33 protein-coding genes and 1 tRNA gene are annotated in these 25,089 nt (G+C 60.7%); 25 read left to right on the forward strand and 9 right to left on the reverse strand.

Annotated elements, in window-relative coordinates:
• Window positions 1-87: 87 nt before the first annotated feature.
• Complete coding sequence (gene trpA / locus H2O77_RS05155; protein WP_107335249.1) at window positions 88-927, forward strand: tryptophan synthase subunit alpha; 840 nt, start codon at window positions 88-90, stop codon at window positions 925-927.
• Window positions 928-1,096: 169 nt separating this feature from the next.
• On the opposite strand, the gene H2O77_RS05160 is transcribed toward trpA, so the two are convergent.
• Window positions 1,097-1,882, reverse strand: coding sequence for an alpha/beta fold hydrolase (locus H2O77_RS05160; protein ID WP_215824066.1), 786 nt, complete (start codon window positions 1,880-1,882; stop codon window positions 1,097-1,099).
• Between the two features lie 550 nt (window positions 1,883-2,432).
• Here H2O77_RS05160 and H2O77_RS05165 point away from each other — a divergent pair.
• From H2O77_RS05165 to H2O77_RS05175, 3 genes are all read left to right on the forward strand, one after another.
• The gene (locus H2O77_RS05165; protein WP_215824067.1) at window positions 2,433-4,784 is read left to right on the forward strand and encodes an EAL domain-containing protein; all 2,352 of its coding nucleotides are present in this window, start codon (window positions 2,433-2,435) and stop codon (window positions 4,782-4,784) included.
• 191 nt (window positions 4,785-4,975) lie between these two features.
• A tRNA-Arg gene (locus tag H2O77_RS05170) sits at window positions 4,976-5,052 on the forward strand.
• Window positions 5,053-5,213: 161 nt separating this feature from the next.
• Window positions 5,214-6,458, forward strand: coding sequence for a tyrosine-type recombinase/integrase (locus H2O77_RS05175; protein WP_215824068.1), 1,245 nt, complete (start codon window positions 5,214-5,216; stop codon window positions 6,456-6,458).
• Here H2O77_RS05175 and H2O77_RS05180 read toward each other — a convergent pair.
• The 5 genes from H2O77_RS05180 to ssb form a co-directional block, all read right to left on the reverse strand.
• Window positions 6,427-6,660 (reverse strand): AlpA family phage regulatory protein, encoded by a 234-nt coding sequence (locus H2O77_RS05180; protein WP_215824069.1) that lies wholly within the window; start codon window positions 6,658-6,660, stop codon window positions 6,427-6,429. The genes H2O77_RS05175 and H2O77_RS05180 overlap by 32 nt on opposite strands.
• A 13-nt stretch (window positions 6,661-6,673) precedes the next feature.
• On the reverse strand, window positions 6,674-6,823 hold the full coding sequence (locus H2O77_RS05185; protein WP_215824070.1) for a hypothetical protein: 150 nt from the start codon (window positions 6,821-6,823) through the stop codon (window positions 6,674-6,676).
• Window positions 6,824-7,007: 184 nt separating this feature from the next.
• Window positions 7,008-7,922 (reverse strand): DNA cytosine methyltransferase, encoded by a 915-nt coding sequence (locus H2O77_RS05190; protein WP_215824071.1) that lies wholly within the window; start codon window positions 7,920-7,922, stop codon window positions 7,008-7,010.
• Window positions 7,919-8,548 (reverse strand): hypothetical protein, encoded by a 630-nt coding sequence (locus H2O77_RS05195; RefSeq protein WP_215824072.1) that lies wholly within the window; start codon window positions 8,546-8,548, stop codon window positions 7,919-7,921. Before H2O77_RS05195 ends, H2O77_RS05190 begins: the two co-directional genes overlap by 4 nt.
• 109 nt (window positions 8,549-8,657) lie before the next feature.
• Window positions 8,658-9,203, reverse strand: a complete 546-nt coding sequence (gene ssb, locus H2O77_RS05200; protein ID WP_215824073.1) for a single-stranded DNA-binding protein — start codon at window positions 9,201-9,203, stop codon at window positions 8,658-8,660.
• Window positions 9,204-9,578: 375 nt separating this feature from the next.
• On the opposite strand from ssb, the gene H2O77_RS05205 reads away from it, so the two are divergent.
• Entirely contained in the window at window positions 9,579-10,106 is a 528-nt protein-coding gene (locus H2O77_RS05205; protein WP_215824074.1) for a hypothetical protein, read from the forward strand.
• Between the two features lie 355 nt (window positions 10,107-10,461).
• Here H2O77_RS05205 and H2O77_RS05210 read toward each other — a convergent pair whose 3' ends face one another.
• Entirely contained in the window at window positions 10,462-10,788 is a 327-nt protein-coding gene (locus H2O77_RS05210; RefSeq protein WP_215824075.1) for a hypothetical protein, read from the reverse strand.
• Between the two features lie 304 nt (window positions 10,789-11,092).
• Window positions 11,093-11,968: a helix-turn-helix transcriptional regulator gene (locus H2O77_RS05215; RefSeq protein WP_240548720.1), complete on the reverse strand. Its 876-nt coding sequence runs from the start codon at window positions 11,966-11,968 to the stop codon at window positions 11,093-11,095.
• Between H2O77_RS05215 and H2O77_RS05220 the strand changes: the two genes are divergently transcribed.
• The 14 genes from H2O77_RS05220 (at window position 11,891) to H2O77_RS05285 (ending at window position 19,863) form a co-directional block, all read left to right on the forward strand.
• Complete coding sequence (locus H2O77_RS05220) at window positions 11,891-12,109, forward strand: Cro/CI family transcriptional regulator (RefSeq protein ID WP_215824077.1); 219 nt, start codon at window positions 11,891-11,893, stop codon at window positions 12,107-12,109. The genes H2O77_RS05215 and H2O77_RS05220 overlap by 78 nt on opposite strands.
• A 62-nt stretch (window positions 12,110-12,171) precedes the next feature.
• Window positions 12,172-12,666 (forward strand): phage regulatory CII family protein, encoded by a 495-nt coding sequence (locus tag H2O77_RS05225; RefSeq protein WP_215824078.1) that lies wholly within the window; start codon window positions 12,172-12,174, stop codon window positions 12,664-12,666.
• An 82-nt stretch (window positions 12,667-12,748) separates the two neighbouring features.
• Window positions 12,749-13,075: a hypothetical protein gene (locus tag H2O77_RS05230; RefSeq protein ID WP_215824079.1), complete on the forward strand. Its 327-nt coding sequence runs from the start codon at window positions 12,749-12,751 to the stop codon at window positions 13,073-13,075.
• A 331-nt stretch (window positions 13,076-13,406) separates the two neighbouring features.
• Window positions 13,407-14,219, forward strand: a complete 813-nt coding sequence (locus H2O77_RS05235) for a DnaT-like ssDNA-binding domain-containing protein (protein ID WP_215824080.1) — start codon at window positions 13,407-13,409, stop codon at window positions 14,217-14,219.
• Window positions 14,158-14,901: a replication protein P gene (locus tag H2O77_RS05240; RefSeq protein WP_215824081.1), complete on the forward strand. Its 744-nt coding sequence runs from the start codon at window positions 14,158-14,160 to the stop codon at window positions 14,899-14,901. The genes H2O77_RS05235 and H2O77_RS05240 overlap by 62 nt, the downstream gene beginning before the upstream one ends.
• Window positions 14,894-15,250, forward strand: coding sequence for a hypothetical protein (locus H2O77_RS05245; protein WP_215824082.1), 357 nt, complete (start codon window positions 14,894-14,896; stop codon window positions 15,248-15,250). Before H2O77_RS05240 ends, H2O77_RS05245 begins: the two co-directional genes overlap by 8 nt.
• 181 nt (window positions 15,251-15,431) lie before the next feature.
• Window positions 15,432-15,716 (forward strand): hypothetical protein, encoded by a 285-nt coding sequence (locus tag H2O77_RS05250; protein ID WP_176676551.1) that lies wholly within the window; start codon window positions 15,432-15,434, stop codon window positions 15,714-15,716.
• A complete protein-coding gene (locus tag H2O77_RS05255; protein WP_240548721.1) occupies window positions 15,713-16,249 on the forward strand; it encodes a VRR-NUC domain-containing protein in 537 nt (178 codons plus the stop codon). Before H2O77_RS05250 ends, H2O77_RS05255 begins: the two co-directional genes overlap by 4 nt.
• Window positions 16,250-16,271: 22 nt before the next feature.
• Window positions 16,272-16,832, forward strand: coding sequence for a hypothetical protein (locus tag H2O77_RS05260; RefSeq protein ID WP_215824083.1), 561 nt, complete (start codon window positions 16,272-16,274; stop codon window positions 16,830-16,832).
• A 723-nt stretch (window positions 16,833-17,555) separates the two neighbouring features.
• Entirely contained in the window at window positions 17,556-18,086 is a 531-nt protein-coding gene (locus H2O77_RS05265) for a glycoside hydrolase family 104 protein (protein WP_215824084.1), read from the forward strand.
• 44 nt (window positions 18,087-18,130) lie between these two features.
• Complete coding sequence (locus H2O77_RS05270) at window positions 18,131-18,484, forward strand: phage holin, lambda family (RefSeq protein WP_131431534.1); 354 nt, start codon at window positions 18,131-18,133, stop codon at window positions 18,482-18,484.
• A complete protein-coding gene (locus tag H2O77_RS05275; protein ID WP_175089174.1) occupies window positions 18,472-18,897 on the forward strand; it encodes a hypothetical protein in 426 nt (141 codons plus the stop codon). The genes H2O77_RS05270 and H2O77_RS05275 overlap by 13 nt, the downstream gene beginning before the upstream one ends.
• Window positions 18,881-19,108 carry a hypothetical protein gene (locus tag H2O77_RS05280; protein WP_215824085.1) on the forward strand — a complete coding sequence of 76 codons (228 nt, stop codon included), beginning with the start codon at window positions 18,881-18,883 and terminating at the stop codon, window positions 19,106-19,108. Before H2O77_RS05275 ends, H2O77_RS05280 begins: the two co-directional genes overlap by 17 nt.
• Window positions 19,109-19,287: 179 nt before the next feature.
• Window positions 19,288-19,863 (forward strand): KilA-N domain-containing protein, encoded by a 576-nt coding sequence (locus tag H2O77_RS05285; protein ID WP_215824086.1) that lies wholly within the window; start codon window positions 19,288-19,290, stop codon window positions 19,861-19,863.
• Window positions 19,864-19,880: 17 nt separating this feature from the next.
• On the opposite strand, the gene H2O77_RS05290 is transcribed toward H2O77_RS05285, so the two are convergent.
• The gene (locus H2O77_RS05290) at window positions 19,881-20,072 is read right to left on the reverse strand and encodes a DUF2188 domain-containing protein (RefSeq protein ID WP_215824087.1); all 192 of its coding nucleotides are present in this window, start codon (window positions 20,070-20,072) and stop codon (window positions 19,881-19,883) included.
• A gap of 384 nt (window positions 20,073-20,456) precedes the next feature.
• On the opposite strand from H2O77_RS05290, the gene H2O77_RS05300 reads away from it, so the two are divergent.
• The 6 genes from H2O77_RS05300 to H2O77_RS05325 all read left to right on the forward strand — a co-directional run bounded on the left by H2O77_RS05300 (window position 20,457) and on the right by H2O77_RS05325 (window position 25,085).
• On the forward strand, window positions 20,457-20,795 hold the full coding sequence (locus H2O77_RS05300) for an HNH endonuclease (protein ID WP_240548722.1): 339 nt from the start codon (window positions 20,457-20,459) through the stop codon (window positions 20,793-20,795).
• 112 nt (window positions 20,796-20,907) lie between these two features.
• Complete coding sequence (locus H2O77_RS05305) at window positions 20,908-21,387, forward strand: phage terminase small subunit P27 family (protein ID WP_215824089.1); 480 nt, start codon at window positions 20,908-20,910, stop codon at window positions 21,385-21,387.
• A 6-nt stretch (window positions 21,388-21,393) separates the two neighbouring features.
• Entirely contained in the window at window positions 21,394-23,103 is a 1,710-nt protein-coding gene (locus tag H2O77_RS05310; protein WP_166019414.1) for a terminase TerL endonuclease subunit, read from the forward strand.
• A gap of 1 nt (window position 23,104) precedes the next feature.
• A complete protein-coding gene (locus H2O77_RS05315) occupies window positions 23,105-23,269 on the forward strand; it encodes a hypothetical protein (protein WP_166019415.1) in 165 nt (54 codons plus the stop codon).
• On the forward strand, window positions 23,266-24,486 hold the full coding sequence (locus tag H2O77_RS05320; RefSeq protein ID WP_215824090.1) for a phage portal protein: 1,221 nt from the start codon (window positions 23,266-23,268) through the stop codon (window positions 24,484-24,486). The genes H2O77_RS05315 and H2O77_RS05320 overlap by 4 nt, the downstream gene beginning before the upstream one ends.
• On the forward strand, window positions 24,483-25,085 hold the full coding sequence (locus H2O77_RS05325; protein ID WP_084208182.1) for an HK97 family phage prohead protease: 603 nt from the start codon (window positions 24,483-24,485) through the stop codon (window positions 25,083-25,085). The genes H2O77_RS05320 and H2O77_RS05325 overlap by 4 nt, the downstream gene beginning before the upstream one ends.
• Window positions 25,086-25,089 lie beyond the last annotated feature (4 nt).

The raw sequence follows: 25,089 nt of genomic DNA on the forward strand, positions 1-25,089 counted from the left end.
AGTCGCTGATCGAATCTGAGCGCCCCATGCCTTCTTCACCTGCAGGTGTCATCGATGCCTGCAGGCCAGCAAATTCGGAGTCTATTGATGAGCACTTCCGCTATCGACACTACTGCCAGCAGCCGTCTTGACCGTCGCTTCGCTGCCGTGCGCGCCGAGAATCGTGCCGCGCTGGTGACCTACATCACTGCGGGCGACCCCGGCTACGATGCCAGCCTCGCGACCTTCCTCGGCATGGCGGACGCCGGCGCCGATGTCATCGAGCTGGGCATGCCGTTCACGGACCCGATGGCCGATGGCCTGGCCATTCAGCATGCCACCCAGCGTGCCCTGAAGGCCGGCCAGACCATGGACCGCACCCTGGCGATGGTCAGCGAGTTCCGCAAGCGCGATCAGGACACCCCCATCGTGCTGATGGGCTACTACAACCCGATCTATCGTCGTGGCGTGAGCCGTTTTCTCGAGCAGGCGAGCGAGGCCGGCGTCGACGGCCTGATCGTTGTCGATCTGCCGCCGGAGCATGATGACGAGCTGTGCGTCCCGGCCAGCGAAGCGGGCATCAGCTTCATTCGCCTCGCTACGCCGACCACTGACAGCGAGCGCCTGCCGGGTGTGCTGGCCAACACCTCGGGCTTCCTCTACTACGTCTCCAGCAATGGCGTGACCGGCGGCGCGGCACCGACTGCCGAGAAGGTCGAGGCCGAGGTCGGTCGCATTCGTGAACATACCGATATTCCGGTCGCGGTCGGCTTCGGTATCCGTACCGCTGAACAGGCGGCACGGATCGGGCGTTTCTCCGACGGTGTGGTGGTCGGTTCTGCCTTGATCGACCTGCAGGCCAATGCCGAGACGCCGGAGCAGGGTACTCAAGCCGTGCACGCCCTGACCCGTGAACTGGCTGATGCCCTGAAGACCGCGCGTCAGTGATTGCTGGTTAGCGGTCAGCATGCCCCTCGCAGGGGCGGTAGTTAGATAGATAGACAGCAACGCCTCGAACCCTGTTCGGGGCGTTGCTGTTTGTGAGGCACGCGCTATCGGCACGACGCGGCGTGTCACGTCCATCGCCTCGTTCTCGCACTTACCCTTGTTCTTACGCTCACGAAGCGGGCGCTGGCAGGATCTGGTCCAACCAGTGTGCTATCCGCCCACGTATCTGGTCACTGTCGTGCCATTGCAGCAGCAGATGGGGCGCCTCGGGCAGGTAATGAATCTCGAGCGTATCGCGTGAGGCGCTCGGCCAGTCGCTGACCAGCCGCTCGATGGCCACACGGGGCACGGTCTCATCGCGATCACCGTGCAACAGCAGGGTGGGCGGCAGTCGTGTGTTAGCAGAAAGTGCTGCGATGTCATCGCTGGCGTGATCCGTGAAGCGAATCAGGCCGTAATAGGCATCAAGGCGCACGGAATGCACGACGCGGGAATCCTCGGCCAATCGCCTGGCGGCCGCGGGCTTGAGTTCTCCTTCGGGGTACCTGCGTGGCACCTCCACGCTGGTCGCTGGGATAAGGTGCGCCGCCGTCCAGAGTCCTGCGTTGTACAGATAGCGCCAGCGGATGCCGCCGCGGACGCCCGGGGCGGCGAGCAGGCTGCCATCGATCGACAGCGCCGGATGTTGGGCGAGGGCATTGAGTATCACCGAGCCGCCCATGCTTTCGCCCGCCACGATCAAGGGGAGGTTCGGGTGGCGCTGGCGCAGTACCGTGATGGCGTCCACCAGGTCCTCGACCAGCAACGAGGACTCCGGCCATCGCCCTTGCTGGCTGGACTCCCCGAAACCGCGTTGGTCATAGGCGTAGGTTACGATGCCTCGTCCGGCCAGCCACGGGCCCAGATCGGCATATGCCAGCCGGAAGTCGCCGTAGCTGTGCAGGCCAAGCAGCATGGCGCGTTGAGGGGTTACCTGCGCAGGTTGCCAGGACGCCCATGCCAGCGACGTGGCGTCGCGGGTCACGAGATGGGATGAGGCGGAGGATTCATCAAGGTAAGGGGCCTGGTGGATGTCATGGGCCGCAAGGTAGTGCGGCCCGCATCCCGATAGCAACATGCAGAGTGTGACTGACACAAAGGGCAGCAGAGCGTTCAAGGAGTGGCTCTCCGTGGCGAATGGCGTGATGTGTGTACTACGCCCGACGCTGCCGTGTGGATCATGCTGTCAGGGCATCTGAAATGTGAGCGCTGTCAGTGTTGTGGGAGTGAGCGCGCTCGATTCAAAGGCCTGAGCGGCGCTCGAGAGTCGAATGATGATCGACGCCAGTGCCGATCGAATGACGCTGGACTCATATTCAACGCATCGCAGTGGGTTAATATCACTGAGACATAGGCCGCATACTGGTGCCGAGGATCCGGCACGCTGGTGCTGGTAATTCGCCGAGTCCTGAGGCTCGGCATGTCATCCAGCCAGGATCGCAGAGGAGTCTGCTGAGGATACGCCAGTGAGTGACACCACATCGTTTGGCACCATGCCGAGCACTTCCCGGCCCGCCAATGGCCAGGAAGCCGAAGGCTTGCTGAATCAGCTGCTGGATCACACCAGCAACGGCGTCTGTTGCTACGACCTCGAAGGGCGCATTCGCTGGGTCAACCCCGCCTTTGAGCAGCTTCTCGGCTATCGAGAGCAGCAGGTGGTCGGCAAGGTGCCCAGTGAATTTTTGATGGGGCCGGCATCCGATCTGCTGGTCATCACCCGATTGCGTGAACAGCGCCGCCGCGGCGAACCCAGCGATGAGGAGCTGGTGCATTACGACAGCAATGGCCAACCACTGCGATTGCGGCTGCGCTGCATTCCGCTCAAGGATTCCAGGGGGCGGGTGGAAGGGTATCTGGGGTTGCAGACGGATATTACCCAGATGCACCGAGCCTTGATGTTGAGCCACTCCCAGCTTGAGCTGCTGGAAGCTGTGGCGGCAGGCCAGTCTCTGGACAAGACATTGCGAGACCTGTGCCTGACCATCGAAGGCGCCGCGGTTCAGGTGCGCTCCTCGTTGTTGCTGCTGGATGATGTGGGCCGCACCATCGTGGCAGGTCAGGGGCCCAGTCTGCCGGCAAGCTTCATGCTGTTCACCCGCGGCTTGAAGATCGGGGAAGGCGTGGGCACCTGTGGGACGGCGATGTGGCGGCGCAAGCCGGTCATGACGCCTTCCATCGCGCAGGAACCTGCCTGGGAGGGCTTCCGTGAGCATCCGCATGCGTTGGGGCTGGATGCCTGCCTCTCGATGCCGATTCTCGATGGCGACGACCACCCTCTGGGCAGCTTTGCCTTCTATGCCGAGACAGGCGAGGTCTTCGATGCGACTCACCATGGCTTGCTCGAAGTGGCGGTCAAGGTGGCCAGACTGGCGATTGAACGCTATCGACGTGACCAGCAACTGACGCATCAGGCCTTGCACGACTCGTTGACCGGCTTGCCCAATCGGCGCCTCGTGCGTCGTCATCTCTGTGAGCTGGCGGAGCAGGCCCAGCCCGGCGAGATGGGCGCGCTGATGTTCCTGGATCTCGATCACTTCAAGCGTCTCAACGATATCCTCGGACACGATGCCGGTGACCTGGCACTCAAGCAGGTCGCCTCGCGTCTGGCAGAGATGCTGGGCCCGCAGGACTTCCTCGCGCGCCACGGGGGAGACGAGTTCATCGTGCTGCTGTCACCGAGAGCCGGTGGGCCGCGCGAAGCGGCTAGCCGAGCGCGCCAGGTGGCGGAGCAGATGCTGGAGCGACTGCAGGAGCCGCTGGAGCTTGAAGGGCGAACGCATCAGTTGACCGGCTCGTTGGGAATCACGCTCTATCCGCGTCATGAGGAAGGCTATGGCGCCTGCTCTCAGCAAGTGTTGCCGGCCGGCAAGGTGGAGCACACCGAGATCGATAGAGAAGAGGGCGATGCCTGGAGTCACCTCCTGCATCAAGCGGATATCGCGCTCTATGAGAGCAAGGGGGCCGGGCGTGCACGGCTGTGTTTCTTCGCGCCCGAGATGCGCCAGCGCATCATCGATGCCGCCCGGATGGAACACGCGCTGCGTGAGGCCGTGTCTCGCCAGCAGCTAAGTGTCCACCTCCAGCCGCAATTTTCCCTGCCCGAAAGTGGTGAGCCGCAATTGTGTGGCGCCGAGGCATTGCTGCGTTGGCATGACCCGCAGCTGGGGATGGTCTCGCCAGCGACCTTCATCCCCATCGCGGAGGAGTCCGGACTGATTCTCGAGCTGGGGCATTGGGTGCTGGAGAAGGTCTGTCGCGAGCTTGCCGCCATGACCGCCCGAGGCTATGCGCTACCGATGGCGGTCAATGTCAGTCAGGTGCAGTTCCGTAGCAGCGAGTTCGTGCCGCAGGTCACCAGGCTGTTGGCGCAACATGACTTCGCGCCTGAGCTCTTGCGTATGGAAATCACCGAGAGCCTGGCGACGGATGATGAAGCGGCAATGCTCGAGAAGATTGACCAGCTGGCAGCCTTGGGCCTGAGCTTCTCGATTGATGATTTCGGCATCGGCTACTCGAATCTGTCGCGTTTGCGTCGTATGCCGCTCAAGGAGCTGAAGATAGATCGCAGCTTCATCAATGACCTGTCTCTCGAGGATGCGCCAGACACGCATACCACGGGCAATGAGATCGTGCGTGCCATGCTGATGATGGCGCGCGCCCTGTCACTCGATGTCGTGGCGGAAGGCGTAGAAGAGACGGAGCAACTCGAAGTCTTGCGGCGCATGGGTTGCTCGCGAGTCCAGGGCTACCTGCTGGGGCGCCCGCGCCCGATGGCAGAGGTGATTGGCGACGCGGAGGCCCGATTGTCGAAAGGGTAGGGGAGGCATGTTCATGAGGCTGTCTCAGTCAGCCAGGGGGCATGGCACCGAAATCAGGCGTGGAGCATGCCTTCAGGTTATTGCTCCAGCGCCTCCAGCATGTGGATGACGACGAAGGGGCGTGAAGCAGGCGGTGCAGCAATTGTCGGGTTTATCTCGCCACTTCAATGGCTTATACTTCCGCTCGCTACGCCCCCTTAGCTCAGCTGGATAGAGCGGCCCCCTCCTAAGGGGCAGGTCGCAGGTTCGACTCCTGCAGGGGGCGCCAAGTCCCCCTTTTTTCCTGCTTTACCCTCCTCTTATATTCTCGTAACTCCTTGTTTTACCTTTTTTTCGTCCGTAATACTGTACATTTATACATGTATCCACTCTAGAGGCCCGTGTATGGTGTGGTGTATGGTGAGGTTCCACCATACATGGGCACCATACATGAAGCGTGATGCTATCAAGCGGCGACCGCTTGCAGACACCGTGTTGTCTACCCTCGAGCCAGAAACGCGTGAGTATCGCGAGGCCTATGGCCTGGACCGTCTCTACTTCGTCGTGTCGCCATCTGGCCGCAAGCGCTGGGAGGTTCGCTACAAACACCCGATCACGCAAAAGTGGTCGTTCATGGGAGTAGGGGGTTACCCGGACACCAAGGCCAAGAAAGCGCGAGCTCAAGCTATCCAGATTGCCGAATTGGTAGCCGACGGCATTGATCCCCGGGAGCACCTTAGAGGGGGCGGTTGTGTCCGGACCTTTGGGGTTGTCGCGGAGCAGTGGTACGAGCACAAGCAGATGCAGGGGAGGTCAGCCAAGACGCTGACCAAGATGAGACATTGGCTCGATAATGATGCGTTGCCTGCATTGGGAGATATGGCAGTTGCTGATGTGTCCCGAGCTGACTGCGTGCGCGTTCAGAAAGGTATTGAGGCCCGCAAGGCTTTCAATATCGCCGAGAAGTCCCGGGCTTTTCTGCGCCGGATCTTCGACTTCGCCATTGCTCACGGCTACTGCGAGAATAATCCAGCTTCCAATCTGCTGGATGTAGCAGCGCCGGCACCAGCTTCCAAACCTCGCCCTCATCTTCTGGAAGAAGATCTACCAGACTTTTTGCGTGCACTGCGTATGACGACCAGCCGCCGGTCTACTCGCTTGGCTGCTTGGATGGTTGTGTGGACGGCATCGCGGCCAGGCATGGTGCGATGGATGGAGTGGGGCGAGATCAAAGGCAAGTCGTGGCATATCCCCGCGGAGAAAATGAAGATGCGCCGCGATCATGTCGTGCCATTGTGCCGTCAAGCACTGCAAGCGCTTGAAGAGATGCGTCCTCTTTCTGGACGATCGAGGTATGTATTCACTGGGGAGGGAGCAAAGCTACCTGTCCTGTCGGATGCTGCGATCAATCGCTGCTTCTCGAATGCAGGGTATAAGGAGAGGATGACGGGGCATGGAGCCCGCCACACGGCCAAGACGCTGCTGAGTGAGCATGGGTGGCCGTTACAGTGGACGGAGATGCAGCTTGCGCACAAGCCGATCGGATTGGAGGGCGTGTACAACCAGGCGTCGTACCTTGAGCAGAGGCGGAAGATGATGCAGTGGTATGCCGACTACCTTGAAGCATTGGAAGTCGGCATGACCAAGGCTAAGCGGGACAAGTTCAAGCGTCGTCAGCGGGACGTAACTGCATAGCCCATTGGCTCATCCATGCTTCTATCTCATGTTCGTACCAATAGTTGGTCGATGCCCGGCCAATGCCATCTTTAATGGGGCGCGGGAAGTCGGGGTCTTTTACCAGCAGCTTCTCGAGTGATGAGCGGCTGCGACCTATCTTCTCGCAGACTTCACGGGTGCGGAGGAAGCGCAGCGGCCGGTGAGTGGCTGTGTCTGTCATGGTCATCTCCTGTCTAGTCACCTTGATAACGGCCCGAGCTATAGCCCAAGGCCTGCTCTTCTTGCGCGGTGGCATGATTGGCCATCGCGTCTTGCACACCGGGCACCTGCATCATCAATGTGTACTTACGGCGCCAGTGATCTCGTCGTTTGCTGATCATCACGATCAGGTCTTCCAGTGGTAGTGCTTCACCATCCTTTGCGGCGTACCCGGTGCCGTGACAGTGGGCACAAGGTGAGCGATGGAAGACGCCATGGAATGTGCCGCTGCCACCGCACTGGGGGCATGGGCTATGCGCTGGCGGCTCCCACGTTGATTGCGATACCTGACGCATAGACTCCTCACGCTCATGCTGCTTGCTGCAGCGCCTTGATGATGTGACTGACCGGCGTGGGACATACCGCGTTGCCAAGCAGGTGCACGGCGAGACGGTGGTTATCCGGCAGCTGGTAGGTATCAGGAAAGCTCATGGCCGATCGACATTCCCATCGGCTGAGCATGCGCATGCGGTCGCCATCGACGATGGCCCAGCGATCGCGCGTAGTGATGGTGCCGATGGGGCGATCCAGCGAGCGTCCTGTCTTGGTGTTGCCGTAGTAGCTGATCAGGAAGCGGTCACCGTGAGTGGTACGGCCAGCACGAACTCGCTCCAGGGTGGCGGCGGCGCGCCCGGGCTTCTCGATGGGTTGCCAGCGGCCTGCCTCGAAGTCGATGAAGCTGGCGGCCGGCAGGTGATCGAGTGTCGGCAGGTTCAGCTTGAGCGGCTGGGCGGACTGGGTGAGTACCAGGAACATGCGGATGCGGTTCTGTGGGGCGCCGAGGTCAGCGGCATCTACCACATGCGGGCTGACGGCATAGCCCAGCGCCTGCATGGCCAGCACCCAGGGGCGGTAGAGCTGCCAATCGAGGAACTCGGGTACGTTCTCCACGAGGATGGCTGGCGGCCGGTGATACTCGGCAGCTGATACCACTGCCCAGGCAGTCGAGCGGCTGGCATCGTGCTGAGGGTTGCCGCTGGCCTTGCCTCGCGCCTTGCTGTGGCCCTGGCAGCAGGGCGACGCCAGCATCAGGTCATGCGCGGGCACTTGGCTCCAATCCGCCTGATGCAAGTCCTGGCAGATGTGCGCTGCGTTCGGATGGTTGCGGCTGTGCCACTCGACAGCATCCGGCCAGTGGTTGGCGGCCCATGCCACATTGCAGCCGGCCATACTGGCGCCGGTGCTGAATCCACCGCCACCGGCGAAGAGGTCGATGACGTTCATGGCGTCACCTTGCGATGGCCTGCGTCGTAGAGCGCACCCAATAGGTACTCTTCCGATAGTGCCCCGTGCAGCTCGCGCTTATGAGCGTCAGCTGCGGCCTTGGTTATCTGCTTCATCTCCTCGACCGCCTTTTCTCGATCGGAGCGGATGGGGCGGAAGCAATCGGCCCCGTACGCATCTAGGGACATCACCCCGTTACCGCAATCAACGATGAACGCCGCCACCATGCCGGCAGGCTGCTTGAAAAGCGCTATCACCTCACACTTGCGCCATTCCTCGCAGTAGTTGGCTTCGCACACGCACCCCACTGGCGGCAGGAAAGGGGGACCATTCCAGTCGCTTGGATCGACTTCATCTGCTGAGATGGTTGCGACCGCATCGCTGACTGGTCGCTCGAGATGGTGAACGTGTGCCAGCAACGCCTCTTCCCATTGTTCCCGGGTGATGACGATGCGGCGCTCATGGGCGCCGATCCATGCGTAGTGCCATTCGTTGTTGGTCGGGCCCTTGATCCAGCCCTCGAGATCGCCGTGGCCGTTGTCGGTCGGCAGGTTGCAGTCCGTCTCGGGCCGCGGCCACGGGTGAGGGAGGTGCAGCAGGCTTTCCATCAGTTGATCGCGGGTCATGTCAGTCATCCTTGGTGAGCAGTGTGTCGAGCCAGCCACCGGCGAGCAGGCAAAAGAAAGCCGCCAGGCAAGTGGCGGCGATGAGTAGCGGGTGAATCATGGTCATTCCCTAGAACGGGATCTCGTCATCAAAGTCATCGAAGCTGCCGGCTGGCGGAGCCCCGAAGTTGTTCGGCTGTTGTTGGCCTGCAGGTGGCTGACCTACACCGTGGTGCGTGCTGGCGGGCGCCGGTTGCTGATAGCCGCCTTGCTGCTGGGGTGGCTGCTGATAGTTCTGCTGAGCTGGCGGACGCTGTGCCTGGGATGGCTGACCGCCACCGGAACCGCCGAGCATCTGCATGTCATTGGCGACGATCTCGGTGCTGTAGCGTTCGATGCCTTGCTGGTCCGTCCACTTGCGAGTCTGCAAGCGTCCTTCGATATACACCTGAGCGCCTTTCTTGAGGTACTGCTGAGCGATCTCGGCGGTCTTGTTGAACATCACCACCCGATGCCATTCGGTGCGTTCTTGGACGTTGCCGGTCTGCCTGTCTCGCCACTTGTCGGTGGTGGCGATGCTGAGGTTGGCCACGGCTGAGCCGCTGGGGGTGAAGCGCACCTCTGGGTCTTGGCCGAGATGGCCGATCAGGATCGCCTTGTTGATGCCGCGGGCCATGCTGGCCTCCTTGAGTGATTGAGCGCACAGGTCGGCCCCCAGAAGAGACTGGCGTGTGAGCACAAAAAGGCCCACCGGTTGGGGTGGGCAAGGTCAGGGTTTGCGAATGAGGTGCCGGTCAGCCCCGGCTTGCTCACCACTACGCAGGTGACGCGCCTGCTATCACCACAACAGCAGGAGACTCTATAAAGCTGTGATAATCTGGCAATACACCACAACAGCCAGGAGTTATTGCAATGAGTACATCAGGTAAAGATTCAGGGAAAACTCCTCCTCCAATCCCAAGTGACGGCAGGAGAACTCATGTTCCTAATCACAAAGTGACTCCACCACCGCCATCACCTAAGCCCAAGCTATAGCTACAATGAGGCAATCATGACCGATCAAAGAGAGATACTAAGGTTCAATGTTTTGTATTCTTTCCATGTGGAGAAGATGACAGAACGCTTTAATCGGCGTTTCGGTGATCTGATTACGTTCTGTCTTGTTTTACTTGGCACTGCTGTTTTTGGTTCGTTCGGAAATGCTGCTTGGTTTGGTATTTTTGTCGCGACCTTATCCGCAGCTCAGCTTGTATGGCGCTTCAGTGAGAAGGCAGGGGTGGCGGATGCTCAGATGAAGCGTTATGCCAACCTCATATCTGATTTCGATGAGCTTGATGATGCTGAAGTCAGAGCAAGGTGCAAGGAAGTTTCGGATTTTAACTCTAGGCCAACGACCGCTCTTGAAAACATTGCACATCGAAATGCCTGCATTTACATGGAATGGTACGAAAATGATAAGGGTCTTTCTCGCTTTGAAAAGGTACTTGGATTCTTTTGCGGTGCAACACCAATGCCAAAGAAGCCCCGCCAGGGACATGGCGGGGAAGCACAGGCAGCGCACGATGAAACTCCGGCGTAGGGCGTTCGCCCTCGCTTCTTACTGATGGTGGGTGGCCCACTCGGGAATGCACAGTGATGCACTCTCGGGTGGGCTCTGCCATTGGCAAAGCCCCATACCATGCCCAGTATTTCAACAGCCCTAGGCGGGCGTACTCCCAGCGGCCTCTCGCGTGTCTATCGCTACGGGCGGGCTGGGCATGCCTGATTGTTAAAGAGCAGCCGCATTGCCCGGCGGTTCGGGACTCATCAGGCGATACCGGCAGTGCCGATGCCCTCTGATAAGCGCTGTCTCTCCAGCTGTCACACCACTTGCCCAGGTGTCGGGGGTAAGGCCGCTAGCGAAGGGTTGGCACCGGCGCCTTACCTGCGGGTGGTTATGCTCGCAATCCCACTGGCACCACCTGCTGGCCGTGGGGCGAGGTCCGATCAGCGACTGGCAAGCTGCTGACCATGCGTAATCTGAGGGGGCAGAGGCTGGCGGCATTGCGATGGAAGTCCGGCCAGCCGCGGCGCTGTGATTCGGCGAAACCGGCCTTGGCGTCTTCCTGCCACATGGCGGTCATCTCGCAGTATTCGGCTTCGCTGGCGGTTAGCTGGCGCGGGCCATCGGTATGCTGGGTGAGGCTGGCGAGCGTGACCAAACCGCCGACGATGACGGCGAGGGTGATGGCTGAACGATGCTTGCGGGCTGTGTCGGTCATGGGCTGCTCCAATCCACTCAGTGACGATGGCGATGTGCCGTGTCGATGTGGATGATTATGGCAATGCTCATATTATTGGTCAATGAGATTACGCATATTTTTCCCATATTGAGCTTTGGGGCTATGTGGCATGCAATAAAAAACCCGCCACGGTGGGCGGGTCGATCATTTGTTGGAGGGGCTTCGGGTGGAGGTGAGCTGGGGAGGGTGTCACCAGTGTCAGGGGGAGGGTGACGCCATTGTCGTACCTAGAACCTACCTATTAGAACCACTCTCTCTGGTTACGCGCGCGAGCGAGGATTTCTCAGGCAAAGGTTTCCCACCAGAAGACACGACCGATGATCTTCGGGGCATCCGGATCACCCAGGGTGTAGACCTCCTCCGGGTACTCGATGTGGTTATCACTGACCACTCGCATGCGACCCATCGGCAAGCGGTAGAGGCGCTTCACGCGCAGCATCCCACCGTGATCCAACGCGTAAACTTTGCCGTCGATTATGTGGCGGCAGCTCTTGTCAATGCCGATGGGTGAGCCGTCAAAGATGGCTGGCTCCATGGAATCCCCAGAGACGGTAGCACAGGCGGCCTGCTTGGGATCTACCCCGGCGCGCGCCAGGCGCGGCAGGCTGAAGCGCATGTACGCCCCGTGATTCTCGATGACCTGGGTGCGGCCATCGCCCGCCGCCATCTCAACCTCGCGGAAATACGGAATCTCAACCTCGTCATCCCTGAGAGGCTCAGTCCCCTCCACGATTTCCGTTTCATGGAGTACCAGCTCACTGGCGTCGCTTCCGACGGCTGCCCAATATTCAGTTATCTCGCCTTCGCCAGTAGCCAGCCATCTCGCGCTGACGCCGAGCGCATGCGCAATGGCGATCGTATGTGTCGAGCCCCGGTGCTTGCCTCTCTCGAGACTAGAAATGACCGATTGGTCGATTCCAACCCGCTCGGCTAGCTGAACCTGGGTGAGTCCGGCTGCCTTTCGGGCAGACCTGATTCTGTCTTTGAGTTCCATGGCGGGATTGTTATGCGCATGCTCATGTTGTTGCAAATGAGTTTTCGCATGCTCTAGAATATGAGAAATCGCATAGAGGGGTGTTGTATGAGCAATATCTACAGGCGTCTTGTCGCCCACTTCGGGAACCAACGAAAGACTGCTGAGGCTTTGGGGGTTGATCAAGGGTCTGTCTCCCACTGGGTTTGCGGCACAAATGGAATGTCGCCCGCAGCGGCCTTGAGAGCAGAGCGATTAACCGATGGAGCGTTTCTGGCTGAACACCTTTGTCCACGAGTCTTTGGCCGCGATAAGCACACCGCCTGACACCCACAGCATAGCCAGCCGCCCATATCGGCTTAAACGGAACGAACACGGAGAGATTCACCATGGACAGCCATACAGCCCCCGAACGTGACATGGATACCTATCTGGATGCGGTGCATGACGTGGTTTTCGAGTGCTGCCCCAAGGTGCTGGCAAGCGATATCGGCATGTCGGTGAAGTCGCTTTACCGCCGGGTGGCCGAGGACGACCCCATGCCGATGCGACTGATCGACGTGGTGGGGATCTTCTGGAACGTGGACCGCGAGCATCAGCTGCGCCTGATCGCCCCGTTCCTTGATTACCTGGGCATGGTGGCGGTGCCGCGCTGCGAGAAGGGCGAGGTGAGCCGTGGTGACGTGTTCGCGTCAGTGCTGGATGCCCAGCAGGGGCAGGGTGCGATGGCGGCGTTGATTCAGGCGGCGATTGCAGATGGCGAGGTAGACGAGGAAGAGGCGGCGCAGCTTGAGGCGCAGCACAAGGCCATCGAGCAGCAGATGAGCACCCTGATGGGCCAGCTGCAGGCGATGCGCAAGCCGCTGAAGGTGGTGGGCCGGTAACCGGGCACCAGATACAAAAATCCCCCGAAGGCGTCCAAACCAATCCGGGGGAATGCATCTCACTATGCCAAGGGAGTATGGCATGACGATCAAGACGAGTGAAGCCAGGCAGATGTTGACCAGCTATCGCGGATGGGGCTGCGAGCAGCTCAAGACAGAGACCTACCGGTTGGCGGTGGCTATAGAGCAGCGTGAGCGAGTGGGTGGCGTGATTGATCTGCGCATGAGCATGCAGCACCACCTGGCCGTAGTGGCCTTGCTGGAGTGCGGCAAGGGGCAGGGTGAGTCGGCTCAGGCAGATGCTCGCCGCACCCTGTCGATCGACCACCACATGAGCGAGGCAGGACGTTATGAGCGCTTGTCGCTGGGGATGGCTGCCAAGGGTGATGAGGTAACGGCATGTCCATAATGGCAAGCATGAGTACGGCACGTATTGAAGCCGAGATGGCTCGCGCGAGTCGTCATATTGCTCAGCGAGAAGATGTCCGCCATGAGCAGCCGGTGCGGGCCCGTGAGTATCACGAAGCTTATGCCACTTGGCACAAGTGCAATGCAATTCTCGCTGCCCGCCGCGGTGACAAGGGCGATGAGCTGGGCGGCATGAAGTGGCACCGGGAACTTGCGGCACGTCACTTGAAGTTGGCAGGAGGTGGGGCATGAGTCTTCAAGCGATGGCATGGGCTCGCGAGGCGATGCCCACGCTGCCGGGAGCGATCAAGGCGGGGCCACGGTTGTTGCTGATGCTGATGGCTGATTACGCGAATGAGCAGGGTGTGTGCTGGCCGTCCATCCGTCGCCTGGCAGATGAGATGGCCTGTTCGATGCGCACGGTACAGCGCTCGATTGAGGCGTTGGTCGAGCAGGGGTTGATGGAAGTGGTGCCACGTCAGACGAAGACCGGCCGTCAAACCTCGAATTTCTACCGTCTCTCCATGGGCGTGACTCAGCAGCAGCAAGCCGCCGATGAGCCGTCACCAGAAGAGCTTGAGGCACTGATGGTAGGTAGAGATGAAGAGGAAGCATCTGCCAAGCCTGCTGCTGACTCTGATGAGCACCCGATCTTTGCAAATGCCGCTCAACAGGCTGACAGCGGCCAGCCGCAAGTGACTGCCGGCGCCCGCCAGATGCCGATGACGTTGGACTGGCAGCCAGATGCGACCCACTGGCAGACAGAGACGCTGCGCCGCGGTGATCCATCGCTGACATGGGATCAGGGCGAGCTGGCGGACTTCACCGCGCACTTTGCGGATCAACCGGGGCGGACGTACTCGCATCATGCCTGGTGCGCCAAGTTCGTGCGCTGGGTGAGTGATAACCGCAAGCGAGAGGCGGCCCGTCAGGCCCGCATGAGCCAGAGCACCAACACCTCATCCAACAACAACCATGCTCGCAACACTGGAGGCACCCATGGAAGCCGTCGCTCAACTGGTCCAATCCGTAACTCGAAACTCTCAGCCGCTGAAGGGCGTGCACTCATTGAGCAGCGCCGCCGTGAACAAGCCGAAGGCCAGCCGCCGTCCGGCGACATCATCGATGGCGAGTGGCTGCGATGACCTGCCACGGGTGAGCCAGAAGGCGGTGGATGCATTGTTCGATCGCTTGGCCCAGCTGCATGGCGCCCATTGGCACCGCCGCTGCCGCGAGATGGGTTGGGGCACTGAAGAGAATGGCCAATGGGTGAGCTGTGACGCGGAAGGTGAGTGGCTTGCGGCCCTGAGCCACCTGAGTGCCCAGCACCTGCGCTGTGGCTTGCAGGCCGAGAAAGCCCGCACGGCCAAGTCGCTCCAACAGCGCGGCAACGCCTTCCCGCCTGACAGCGCCATGCAGTTCGCCGAGCTATGCCAGATGACACCCGAGGGGCTGGGCCTGCCGGACTTCGACACTGCCTGGCAGGCATTGCAGGACCACGCCTTCACCGGCAAGCCGTACCCACATGAGGCCATCGCCGCCGCGGGCGAGTACATGGACCTTCACGGCATGGCCTCTGCCAGTTATCAGCGCATGGACAAGCACGAACGCGCCTTCCGCGTGTATTACCAGCAGGTGGTGGAGCGTTTCGCACGGGGTGATGACCTCAAGCCGCAAGCAGCGATTGGGCATGACGGCCAACTGTCACCGGCAGAACGTGCCGCCATGGCGGGGGAAGACAAAGCACGCCAAGCAGCGGGGGATCTGGTAGGCATCACACCGACTCAAGCACTGAAGATTATGCGGGGAGGGTTAGCACATGGGTAATCATGAGCATCATGCATTCATAACCACGGGCGGTGCCAATGTTGGCAGAACCCCACGGCCACGACGTGCGACGCTGGACAATCCCGCAAGTCAGCTGGGCCGTACCTATCTGGCGCTCAGTGAATCGCGCTCATGGCTGATGCTGCATGAGCTGGCCGCCGAGATCCTTGCCCGCTTCGATCGGCTGGATAGTGAAGCTGCCATCAGTGCGCGCTTGCGAGATCTGCGTCGCCATCATGGGGTAAGAGTGGAGAGTCGCCGCCGCGGGGGGAGTGCGGCCCATGAGTATCGCTTGCTGCGTCTGACGCGGGGCAAATCTCAGCCCGACATGCTGGAAGCTCTGCAGTGAGCTATCGCCCCGCTGGCAGCTTCGCGCGGCCGAACCCTTCTACCCGGCGCCGCTGCTTCGCCTGTGGTAAGCGGGTAGCGATCCAACAGCTGGCGGGGTGCCTGGGCACGTGCAAGCGCTGCATTGCTTTGGGTAGGCCACACTACAACGCCAAGGGTGTTCGGATAAGGGGAGCAGGGTGATGGCAAGCATAGAGGGCAAGTATGCCCAGATGGCCGAGATGCTGTTGGCTGCTGAGGGGTTCTTGTTATTTCTCGATCACGCCAAACGGCATCGCTACAAGCTTGATGAGAACACCATTCCGGATGGGACTCATCAATATGAGGATGGCGTGGATTTCCTCTGCAAAGCGTGTGGTGTTTCGTCCCTGGCCGAGATGGACAAGAGCAAGCGATCTGGCCAGATGCTGCCACGAATCATCGCCAACTTCCGACGTTGGCAGTCGGCGCAAAGGAGACCTGAATGAGCTGGGCAACACATCCTTCCGCCAAGGTGGAGGCCCGCAAGTCGCCAAACCGTACCGCCGGTAAAGCCCGCAAGTCGGCGCCACGCATCGATCGTGAAGGGTTGGAGCAGAAGGTGCTGATTCGCTGGCTGTACGCTCAGCAGCAGAACGGCATGCAGGTAGGGCAGTTGCTGGGCGGTGTGGTCTACCACGTCCCCAATGGCGGGAAGCGCAACAAGAAGACAGCGGCAGACCTCAAGATGCAAGGCGTGCGGGCTGGAGTGAGTGACCTGGTGGTGGCCACAGCCCGCGGTGGGCATCACGGGCTCTACATCGAGTTCAAAGCTGCGCCCCCTCACGATGCCGCCCTGGCGAAGTCTCAGCGTGAGTGGCTGGAGAAGATGGAGGGCAATGGCTATCTGGCGGTACTGGCCAAGGGCGTGGATGAGGCCAAGGCGGTGCTGGTGGCCTATGCGAGCTGGCCCGAGACGGTGGTGGCCGGTGAGCCAGAAGTTATGCCGCATGGCAGTGAGTGGCGCAAGGCAACGGCATAAGGCTCACGGAGCAGGAGGGGACATGCAGCGGATCGAGGATATGGGGCTGGCGGAGACCTTCCGCTTGATCGAGAAGCTGCCGGAGGGCGTGAGGCGTCAGCAGGCGTTGGCACATGCTCTGGATGAGCTGCTCGAGGAAGAGATCGAGTATCGCACCGGGCTGCGCCATCAGAATGCCGGATGGCATCAGGTGTCATCAGTGGGCGGTATGGGGGAAGGGCGTGGTGAGTGCACGGGCCTGGTGGATCACGTCGGCAAGGCGGCAGAGCGTTATCAGCAGGAAAGCCAGTGGCGGACGATGGCGGCAGCGCTGCTGTCACGCCTGAGTGATCGGCAGCGCATGGCGGTACTGCTGGCGGCCTATGCCATTCCGCCGGTGCAGCATTGCCAGTCGCCGCGCATGATGACCCAATCGCAGGCCGTGTCGGCGCAGGTGGCGATTCTGGCGCGGCTGGGGTGGGTGCCCGGGGCAGTGAAGGTGGCAGAGCCCTTCAGTACTGTGAAGTCGTTGCAAAGAGCGGCCACGAGAGCGCGTGAATCTCTACTGCATATGGTGCTTTCTCAGGCCGAGATGGCCGCCTGACTACCATATGTTGCACAACCGGGGGTTTGAGGGTACGATTCAGCTACTGTGTGATTCTTGTGTCTCTGGATCACCACTCATTTCAAGGCCCTGCCATCTGGCGGGGCTTTTTGGTTTATATATCGTTGATAGGTAACTTGGCTCTTCTCCCCGATATGGCTCACCCTCACTGATGGGGGCACTCTGAGCAGGGGATAACATGAATCACATAGACGCTGGACTCGTTGAAAGAGCTAAGGCTGACCCTTCGGAGCTTCTAGCTCTAGGGGCTTTGCTGAATAGAGAGCGAAACCGGGATGAGCTAACCTTCTCGGAGCTACTCGAACGCTATAGACACGTAGGACTGACGAGTGACATAGCAGATTCGGCCTGTCACGAGGAGGAGCTTGCGCGCAGGCTGGAGCAAGCGAGAGGTATCAATCGGACTTTTTCCTTTAAGGACGGCCATGCTCGATGACATCATTTGTGTGACTCATGTGGAGATGGCCAAAGGGGGCGATTTCAGGCCTCTTGGCGAGTCTCTATGCATTGTGTGTGACGACATGGGGATAGACTTGGATGTTGTCATTGAGGAATGTGAATTTACACGGCTCACTCACGAGGTTGCTTTGGCAGCGCTGAAGCACGGTCGTTCCCGCAGACAATATTCGTAGTGTGTTCCATGTGTTTTCCGAGCCCTGCCATCCGGCGGGGCTTTTTCGTATCTGCTTACCGGTGATTCCCATGCCTGCACATGCCCCCGCGCACTGGCTCGATGAGGTCGAGCTGGTGGGCTTCGATGCGCCTGTTGATCAGGCAGCTGATGACGCCAGCAATCTGGCGGCCTTCCTGGACACCATTGCCTATGCCGAGGGTACGCCCCGCTTCAGCTCGATTGAGGGTTATGACGTGCTGGTGGGTGGCAAGACCTTCGATGGCTTCGATGATCACCCCCGCCAGTCGGTATGGCTGCCGAATCTGGGCATTCACTCGACGGCAGCTGGCCGCTATCAATTTCTGATCCGTACCTGGGATGACTTGGCTAAGCGCTTCCACCTGCCGGACTTCTCGCCAGCCTCTCAGGATGAGGCGGCCAAGCAGTTGATCCGCCAGTGCCGGGCATTGGGGCTGGTGTATGACGGGCGCATCGGTGAGGCCATCCACGCCTGTCGGCGCATCTGGGCGAGTTTGCCGGGGGCAGGGTACGGGCAGCGTGAGCTTGATACCGATGAGCTGCTGGGCGTGTACGTGCGTGCTGGCGGCCACATCGCATAACGATAACGACGAACTACGCAGGGCCTACCGACTCAGGAGGCCATATGCATGACGACGACCACGAGCCCGCCGATATGCCACACCGCGATCCATCGACATGGCAGATGCTGCTGGAGTGGCTACAGCCGTATCAAGCCAACCTCTATGCAGCGGGTCTGTCATTCGTGATCGCACTGCTGCGCGGCCTGCATGCTGGTGGCCGCTTCTACAAGTCATTGCTCGAGGCGACCCTGGTGGGTGGCCTGACATTGGCGCTCAAGCCGCTGCTGGACTGGGGCGGCTTGGATCAGGACATGGCCGTGGCCATCGGGGCTGCGATCGCTTTCCTCGGTGTCGAGTGGCTGCGTGCCAAGTCTGACGCCATCTTCGATAAGGTGCTGGGACGATGGCTGCACTGATCACGACCGCGTGGGCATGGGGCCGCAAGCTGATATCAGGCGTGAAGATCGAGGTCATCCTGATGGCAGTGGTGCTGGGCTGGGGTGCGATGAAGACCTATGAGGCGACCAAGGCCGAGCAGCATGCCAATGATCTCAAGGCTGAGCTATCCACCGAGAAGGCGGTCAACCGCGGGCTCGAGATGATGGCGCTGCACTACGGCAATCAGATGAAGCGATTGTCCGTCGCATTGGAGGCACGCGAGGCCAGCCGCGCTCTGGATGACCGTTCAATCATGGCTGCCAGGGCAGCTGCACGCCGGATGGAGAGAGACGATGCGCCGACTGGGGATTGGGCTGACCGGCCTGTGCCTGACGCTGCTGCTGAGTGGCTGCAGCGCCTTCGAGAGCAAGCCAGTGGTGATGCCCACTGAGTGGCAGTGCACGCCCGAAGTGCCGAGCTACCTGCTCAATCCACTGCCTGCCCCTGATCGGCCAGTGACATCCAACCGCGATCTGCTCAGCCTGCTGGCTGACTATGAGTCACAGCGCCGTCGCTTCAATGCTGACCGCACGGCGACGGCCTCGATCCTCGAGCGCCTGTCCGATGGCCCTGATGGGGTCGAGCAGACGACTGTTGAGTAACACCACAAGAATTGAAAAGCCCTGCCTTCCGGCGGGGCTTTTTTGTGGGCGCTTCACCCGCGCCCGGCACTTACCAGAGCCTTTCAGGATAGAGCCTGAGGAGCGCCGATGGCTTCATCGGGCCTCTCTGGGTTGGCGACTCCTGGGTGACAGGCTCTATCTCTAAAAGGCTTCTACCGATGACAAACGTTATCCCGTTCGATTACGAAGGACAGTTCATCCGCTTCAACACGGATGGCTGGATCAATGCCACCGACATTGCCAAGCGCTTTGGGAAGGAGCCGAATGATTGGCTGGTGCAGCGTGACAGCATCAGGTATATAGCCGCCCTTTCTAAAGCTATTGGTAAAGGTGATCTTCTGCGGGAATTCAATATTATCAAGCAGTTAGATGGCGTAAGGTCTGCCTCTAAGGCCAAGATGCTGAGGCTGGCAAAGAAGTCAGGTCTAGTGATCACAAAGGCCGGGAGTGAAGGTGGAACGTGGCTGCATCCTAAATTGGCCGTGGTCTTTGCTCGATGGTTGGATGTCGATTTCGCCGTTTGGTGTGACCTGCGCATCGATGCGTTGATGCGCGGTGAGCTGAGCGCTATGCAAGAGTTCGAGAAGGCCTGTCGCGCACTGGATGACCAGAATGCCAAGGGCAGCCTTGCCGGTCGCGAGCTGGCCAGCCATCGGTGGGTCAAGCCGGCGCTGGAGTCTCGCGCTGACTACTGGCGGCAAGAGCTCCAGATGGCGTTACCCATCGACTCATGATCACTCCCTTGCCCTGGTCACAGCACGCGGTCTCGCCCAGTGCCTCCGTCGCGGATGACATAGAGCTTGTATCCCTTGATATGGGCGAGAGCCTCTGCGTACTCACGGGCTTCGGCTTCCTGCTTGAATGTCTTGTGCGGCATATCCTCGAGCTCACGACGTACTGCCCAGCCGTCAGTGCAGCGGTAGAGATATAGCTCGAGCATCATGAAAGGCTCCTGTGATCGATATATGTGTAGTTCTTACTGTAGTAATGGTGAGTATTTATCAACAATGTTTCCGCCTCTTGCTTCAATCACGAGCTTGGTTCTCAGTCGGGCCGCGAGGGCGCGTGCGTAATCAATCGCATCGTATTGTGTTGTAAAACATCTGATACACAGCGTTTTCCCCTCTCGCTTCACGGCCCACTGGTTGCCTCTAGCGACCACGCGGATGCTGCTAGGAGCCGTCATCTCGGCCTCTCTTTGTGTAGATATGTCTTGTTAATCTTGGTGCACTAAATTAGTTGCATCAATAAGAATAAAAATATCTATCGACGCTCATGTTGAGGGCTTTATATGCCTATCAAACCACCACGACCCTGCAAGGCACCCATGTGTGGTGGCAAGACGGCTGCCTCTCACGGGTACTGCGAGGCGCATGTCGATCGCGCTATCAACTGGGGCAAGAGTAAGCGAGGCGGGCAAGGACGAGGTGGTCGGCCATGGCGGCGATTGCGAAACGCGATTCTCAAGCGTGATCGCTACCTCTGTCAGCCATGTGAGCGCGTGAATCGCATCACGCCAGCTACTGAAGTTGATCACATTGTGGGTAAGGCTCAGGGCGGCACAGATGCTCCTGACAACCTCGAGGCGATCTGCAAGGTCTGCCACCAAGCCAAGACGGCAAGCGAGGCACTGGCGGCCAGATCAGGAGATTTAGGCAGGCCCTGAGAGGGGGGAGGGGGTGCAATCTCTACCACCTTTGGGGGCGGCCACCGTTCCGTTACGTTTCTTTCTCACACCCGCGAAATTGAAAAATCAGCCTAGCGCGAAGGATTCTCAGATGACACGAGGTCGCAAGCCCAAACCAAGCCACTTGAAGGCGGTGCAGGGCAACGCCGGCAAGCGTGCCATCAACCATGACGAGCCCGAGGGCGATGCACTTGATGAAGTCCCGCCGGCACCCGACTGGCTATGCGAGATCGGCCGTGATGCCTGGGACAAGCTCGCGCCCTGGTTGGTCGGCTCCAAGATCCTGACGCGCTCTGACCTGCATCAGCTCGAGGCCTACTGCGATGCCTACGCCACCTGGCGTCAGGCCGTGGTCGAGATCCAGCAATGCGGCCTGGTGCTGGAAAGCCCTGCCACCGGTGCCCCCATCAAGAACCCAGCTCTGACCGCGAAGAATGAGGCAGCCCGCCAGATGACCACATTCGGCAGCGCACTCGGTCTCGACCCGTCCAGCCGAGCTCGCCTGGCCGTGCCCGGGTCCAAGGATGCCGCCAACCCCTTCGCCGAGCTGCTGGGTGGCAACAAGCGATGACACTCAATGGCCAGCTATCCCAACGTCAATGCTGCGAACAAGTACGCTCGGGACGTGGTGGCTGGCCGGATACCCGCTTGCAAGTGGGTCCGCCTTGCCTGCCAGCGTCATGTCGATGAACAGAAGGCGGCCAAGACGCGCGCCTTTCCCTATCGGTTCGATCGTGACGCCGCCGAGCGGGCATGCGCCTTCATCCAGCTGCTGCCTCACACCAAGGGCAAGTGGGCGCGCGAACGCAAGCTGATCACGCTCGAACCCTGGCAGCTCTTCATCTTCAGTGTGTTGTTCGGCTGGATGAGCAAGCGCAGCGGGCAGCGCCGTTACCGCGAGGCCTACATCGAGGTACCGCGCAAGAACGGCAAGTCAGTGATCGCCGCTGGCGTGGCCACCTACATGCTGGCCGCCGATGGGGAATACGGCGCCGAGGTCTACTGTGGTGCCACCACAGAGAAGCAGGCTTGGGAGGTCTTCCGCCCGGCCAAGCTGATGCTGCAGAAGTCACCGGCCCTGATCAGCGCCGCCGGCATTGAGGTGATGGCCAAGAACATCAGCATCCCCGGTGACGGCTCCCGCCTGGAACCGATGATCGGTGACCCGGGCGACGGCTCGAGCCCCAGCTGCGCCATTGTCGATGAGTTCCACGAGCACCAATCGCCCAGCCTCTACGAGACCATGCTGACCGGCATGGGTGCCCGCGATCAGCCGCTGATGTTCATCATCACCACTGCCGGCTTCAACCTCGCTGGCCCTTGCTACGACAAGCGCCGGCAAGCGCAGCAGATGCTCGAGGGTGTGGTTGATAACCCTGAACTCTTCGCGCTGATCTACACCATCGATGAGGGCGACGACTGGCAGTCACCGGACGTGCTGCGCAAGGCCAACCCCAACTTCGGTGTCAGCGTCAGCGAGGAATTCCTGCTCAAGGCGCAGCGCGATGCCATCCAGTATCCCAGTCGCCAGAACTCCTTTCTGACCAAGCACCTCGATGTCTGGGTCTCGGCACGCAGCGCCTGGCTGAACATGGCCACCTGGCTGGCGGCCGGCGATGACTCGATGTCGCTGGACCAGATGGAGGGCGAGCCCTGCTGGCTGGGCGTTGACCTTGCCAGCAAGACCGACATCGCCGCCATCGGCCTGATCTTCCGCAAGGTGCGCGAAGACGCCAAGGTCGAGTGGCGTGCCTTCGTGCGCAGCTACCTGCCGGAAGGTGCGATCGAGCGCGCCAGCAGCAACCGCGCTGCCTATGAGGGCTGGGTCAACTCCGGCCACCTGATCATCACTGATGGCGAGGAGCTCGACTTCGAGGTCATCCGGCAAGACATCCTCGATCTCTCCAGTCGCTTCGATGTGCAGGAAGTCGCCTACGATCCGTGGCGAGCCACCCAGCTCGCCCATCAGCTGATGCAGGAAGGCGCGCCGGTCATCGAGTACCGCAACACGGTCCAGAACATGAGCCCCGCCATGCGCGAGATGGAGGCCGCCGTCACTGGTGGTCGCTTCACGCACCCGGCTGACCCGCTGCTCACCTGGATGGCCAGCAATGTGGTCGCCAAGGCCGACGCCAAAGAGAACATCTACCCGCGCAAGGAAGCCGCCGACAACAAGATCGACGGCATCATCGCGCTGCTCATGGCGTTGGGGCGTGCCATCACCCTCGATGTCGAGCCACCCAGCCTTCTCGACTCCCTCTCAGACGACGACTTCCTGGTCATGTGACATGCGAAACCTACTGTTCGACACCCTCGGGCTGGCCGGCTTCGCCAGCCTGACGGGCGGCCTGTACCTGCGATTCGGCCTCGCGGACGCGCTGATGGTCAGTGGCAGCCTGCTACTGGTGTTGGCACTGCTCGGCGCACGCGCCATGCGCAAGGGGGCCTCATGATTCTCGATCAACTGTTCTCCACCCGCTCGGTCGAGAACCCGGCAACACCGCTCACCGGTCAGACGCTGGCGGACTATCTGCATGGCGACTCCAGCATCACGGTCAACCAGCAGAGCGCCATGACGCTTGGCGCGGTCTACGCCTGCATCTACGTGCTGTCATCCTCGCTGGCGCAATTGCCGCTGCACGTCATGCGCAAGCAGAACGGCGTCATCACCGCCGCCACGGACCACCCCGCGTATCAGCTGCTGCATGACGAGCCCAACGACTGGCAGACCAGCTACAAGTGGCGCGAGACGGCCCAGTCCCACGTGCTTGGCTGGGGCAATGGCTACACCGAGGTGGTTCGGGATGCGCGGGGCAATGCCGTCTCCCTGCAACGCCATTGCCCGTGGAACTGCAGCCCAGTGAAGCGCGGCAACCGCTGGCTATATGCCGTCACCGATGAGGATGGCTCACGTGCCGTCGCCACCGAGGACATGATCCACGTTCGCGCGCTTGGCTCGCACGATCGCACCGGCGTCAGCGTGGTGCGTCAGCACGCCGAGACCATCGGCCTCGGGCTGGCGGCTCAGCGCTACGGCAAGGATTTCTTCGAGGGAGGCGGGCGCCCGACCGGGCTTGTCACCGTCAAGGACAGCTTGAGCGCCGACAGCTGGAATCGCCTCAAGGAGACCTGGGCCAAGGCCGTGGCCAGTCTGCGCCAGTCCGAGAACAAGACGCTGATGCTCCCCGCACAGCTGGATTACAAGTCGATCACCATCGCGCCGGAGGACGCCCAGTTCCTCGAGACGCGCAAGCTCAACCGCTCCGAGGTGGCCGGCATCTTCAACGTGCCCGCGCACATGATCAACGACCTGGACAAGGCCACCTTCTCGAACATCTCCGAGCAGGCCATCCAGTTCGTGCGGCACACGATGATGCCCTGGGTCATCAACTGGGAGCAGGAGATCAACCGCGCCATCTTCACGCCCACCGAGCGTCGGGCTGGCTACTACGCCAAGTTCAACCTCGCCGGGCTGCTGCGCGGCACCCCCACGGAGCGTGCCGAGTTCTATCACAAGGCCATCACCGATGGCTGGATGGATCGCAACGAAGTCCGCGCCCTGGAAGACATGAACCCACGCGATGGCCTCAGCGAGATGCTGATCAGCGTCAACGCCACCCCAGCCAGTCAGCTGGGCCAGTCACCCTCGCCCGAGGACTCCACATCATGAGTGAGACAGAAAAGCGCGCCCTGACGTGCGAGGTCCGCGCCGAAGCGGGCGAAGAAGGGCAGCCGTTGCGGATCATTGGTCACGGCGCCGTCTTCAACAAGCGCAGCGAAATGATCATGGGCATGTTCAAGGAGCAGATCGCCCCCGGTGCATTCGACAACGTGCTGGGCGATGACGTGCGCGCCCTGTTCAACCATGACCCCAACTTCGTGCTCGGCCGCACCCTCAGCAACACGCTGTCGCTGTCCGTGGATGAAGAGGGCCTGCGTTATGAGATCGACCCACCCGACACCCAGTCGGTGCGTGATCTGGTCATGGCGCCGCTGGCACGGGGTGACATCACCGGTTCCAGCTTCGCCTTCCGTGTCGCCCCCGATGGTGACGAGTGGGGCGAGGACGAGCACGGCGTGATCGTGCGCACCATTCACCGATTCAGCCGCCTGCTGGATGTGTCCCCCGTGACCTATCCGGCCTACCCCGATGCGGGCGCCGCCAAGCGGTCGCTCCAAGCCCGTTGCGATGAACTCCGAGAGATCACGCAGCGTGCCGTCAATCAGCGCCGCGCCCGCGAGCGCTTCCTTGAACTCATCAATGCCTGAGCCC

Origin of the sequence: Cobetia sp. 4B (assembly GCF_018831605.1) — a bacterium.
Classification (GTDB): Bacteria; Pseudomonadota; Gammaproteobacteria; order Pseudomonadales; family Halomonadaceae; genus Cobetia; species Cobetia amphilecti.

Bases quoted from the DNA above. Each gene is read 5' to 3' on its own strand.
- trpA (WP_107335249.1), top strand. From the start codon at position 88: ATGAGCACTTCCGCTATCGACACTACTGCCAGCAGCCGTCTTGACCGT.
- H2O77_RS05160 (WP_215824066.1), bottom strand. From the start codon at position 1,882: ATGCTGCTTGGCCTGCACAGCTACGGCGACTTCCGGCTGGCATATGCC.
- H2O77_RS05175 (WP_215824068.1), top strand. From the start codon at position 5,214: ATGAAGCGTGATGCTATCAAGCGGCGACCGCTTGCAGACACCGTGTTG.
- H2O77_RS05180 (WP_215824069.1), bottom strand. From the start codon at position 6,660: ATGACAGACACAGCCACTCACCGGCCGCTGCGCTTCCTCCGCACCCGT.
- H2O77_RS05190 (WP_215824071.1), bottom strand. From the start codon at position 7,922: ATGAACGTCATCGACCTCTTCGCCGGTGGCGGTGGATTCAGCACCGGC.
- H2O77_RS05195 (WP_215824072.1), bottom strand. From the start codon at position 8,548: ATGACCCGCGATCAACTGATGGAAAGCCTGCTGCACCTCCCTCACCCG.
- ssb (WP_215824073.1), bottom strand. From the start codon at position 9,203: ATGGCCCGCGGCATCAACAAGGCGATCCTGATCGGCCATCTCGGCCAA.
- H2O77_RS05205 (WP_215824074.1), top strand. From the start codon at position 9,579: ATGACCGATCAAAGAGAGATACTAAGGTTCAATGTTTTGTATTCTTTC.
- H2O77_RS05210 (WP_215824075.1), bottom strand. From the start codon at position 10,788: ATGACCGACACAGCCCGCAAGCATCGTTCAGCCATCACCCTCGCCGTC.
- H2O77_RS05220 (WP_215824077.1), top strand. From the start codon at position 11,891: ATGAGCAATATCTACAGGCGTCTTGTCGCCCACTTCGGGAACCAACGA.
- H2O77_RS05225 (WP_215824078.1), top strand. From the start codon at position 12,172: ATGGACAGCCATACAGCCCCCGAACGTGACATGGATACCTATCTGGAT.
- H2O77_RS05230 (WP_215824079.1), top strand. From the start codon at position 12,749: ATGACGATCAAGACGAGTGAAGCCAGGCAGATGTTGACCAGCTATCGC.
- H2O77_RS05235 (WP_215824080.1), top strand. From the start codon at position 13,407: ATGCTGATGGCTGATTACGCGAATGAGCAGGGTGTGTGCTGGCCGTCC.
- H2O77_RS05245 (WP_215824082.1), top strand. From the start codon at position 14,894: ATGGGTAATCATGAGCATCATGCATTCATAACCACGGGCGGTGCCAAT.
- H2O77_RS05250 (WP_176676551.1), top strand. From the start codon at position 15,432: ATGGCAAGCATAGAGGGCAAGTATGCCCAGATGGCCGAGATGCTGTTG.
- H2O77_RS05255 (WP_240548721.1), top strand. From the start codon at position 15,713: ATGAGCTGGGCAACACATCCTTCCGCCAAGGTGGAGGCCCGCAAGTCG.
- H2O77_RS05260 (WP_215824083.1), top strand. From the start codon at position 16,272: ATGCAGCGGATCGAGGATATGGGGCTGGCGGAGACCTTCCGCTTGATC.
- H2O77_RS05265 (WP_215824084.1), top strand. From the start codon at position 17,556: ATGCCTGCACATGCCCCCGCGCACTGGCTCGATGAGGTCGAGCTGGTG.
- H2O77_RS05270 (WP_131431534.1), top strand. From the start codon at position 18,131: ATGCATGACGACGACCACGAGCCCGCCGATATGCCACACCGCGATCCA.
- H2O77_RS05275 (WP_175089174.1), top strand. From the start codon at position 18,472: ATGGCTGCACTGATCACGACCGCGTGGGCATGGGGCCGCAAGCTGATA.
- H2O77_RS05285 (WP_215824086.1), top strand. From the start codon at position 19,288: ATGACAAACGTTATCCCGTTCGATTACGAAGGACAGTTCATCCGCTTC.
- H2O77_RS05290 (WP_215824087.1), bottom strand. From the start codon at position 20,072: ATGATGCTCGAGCTATATCTCTACCGCTGCACTGACGGCTGGGCAGTA.
- H2O77_RS05300 (WP_240548722.1), top strand. From the start codon at position 20,457: ATGTGTGGTGGCAAGACGGCTGCCTCTCACGGGTACTGCGAGGCGCAT.
- H2O77_RS05305 (WP_215824089.1), top strand. From the start codon at position 20,908: ATGACACGAGGTCGCAAGCCCAAACCAAGCCACTTGAAGGCGGTGCAG.
- H2O77_RS05310 (WP_166019414.1), top strand. From the start codon at position 21,394: ATGGCCAGCTATCCCAACGTCAATGCTGCGAACAAGTACGCTCGGGAC.
- H2O77_RS05315 (WP_166019415.1), top strand. From the start codon at position 23,105: ATGCGAAACCTACTGTTCGACACCCTCGGGCTGGCCGGCTTCGCCAGC.
- H2O77_RS05320 (WP_215824090.1), top strand. From the start codon at position 23,266: ATGATTCTCGATCAACTGTTCTCCACCCGCTCGGTCGAGAACCCGGCA.
- H2O77_RS05325 (WP_084208182.1), top strand. From the start codon at position 24,483: ATGAGTGAGACAGAAAAGCGCGCCCTGACGTGCGAGGTCCGCGCCGAA.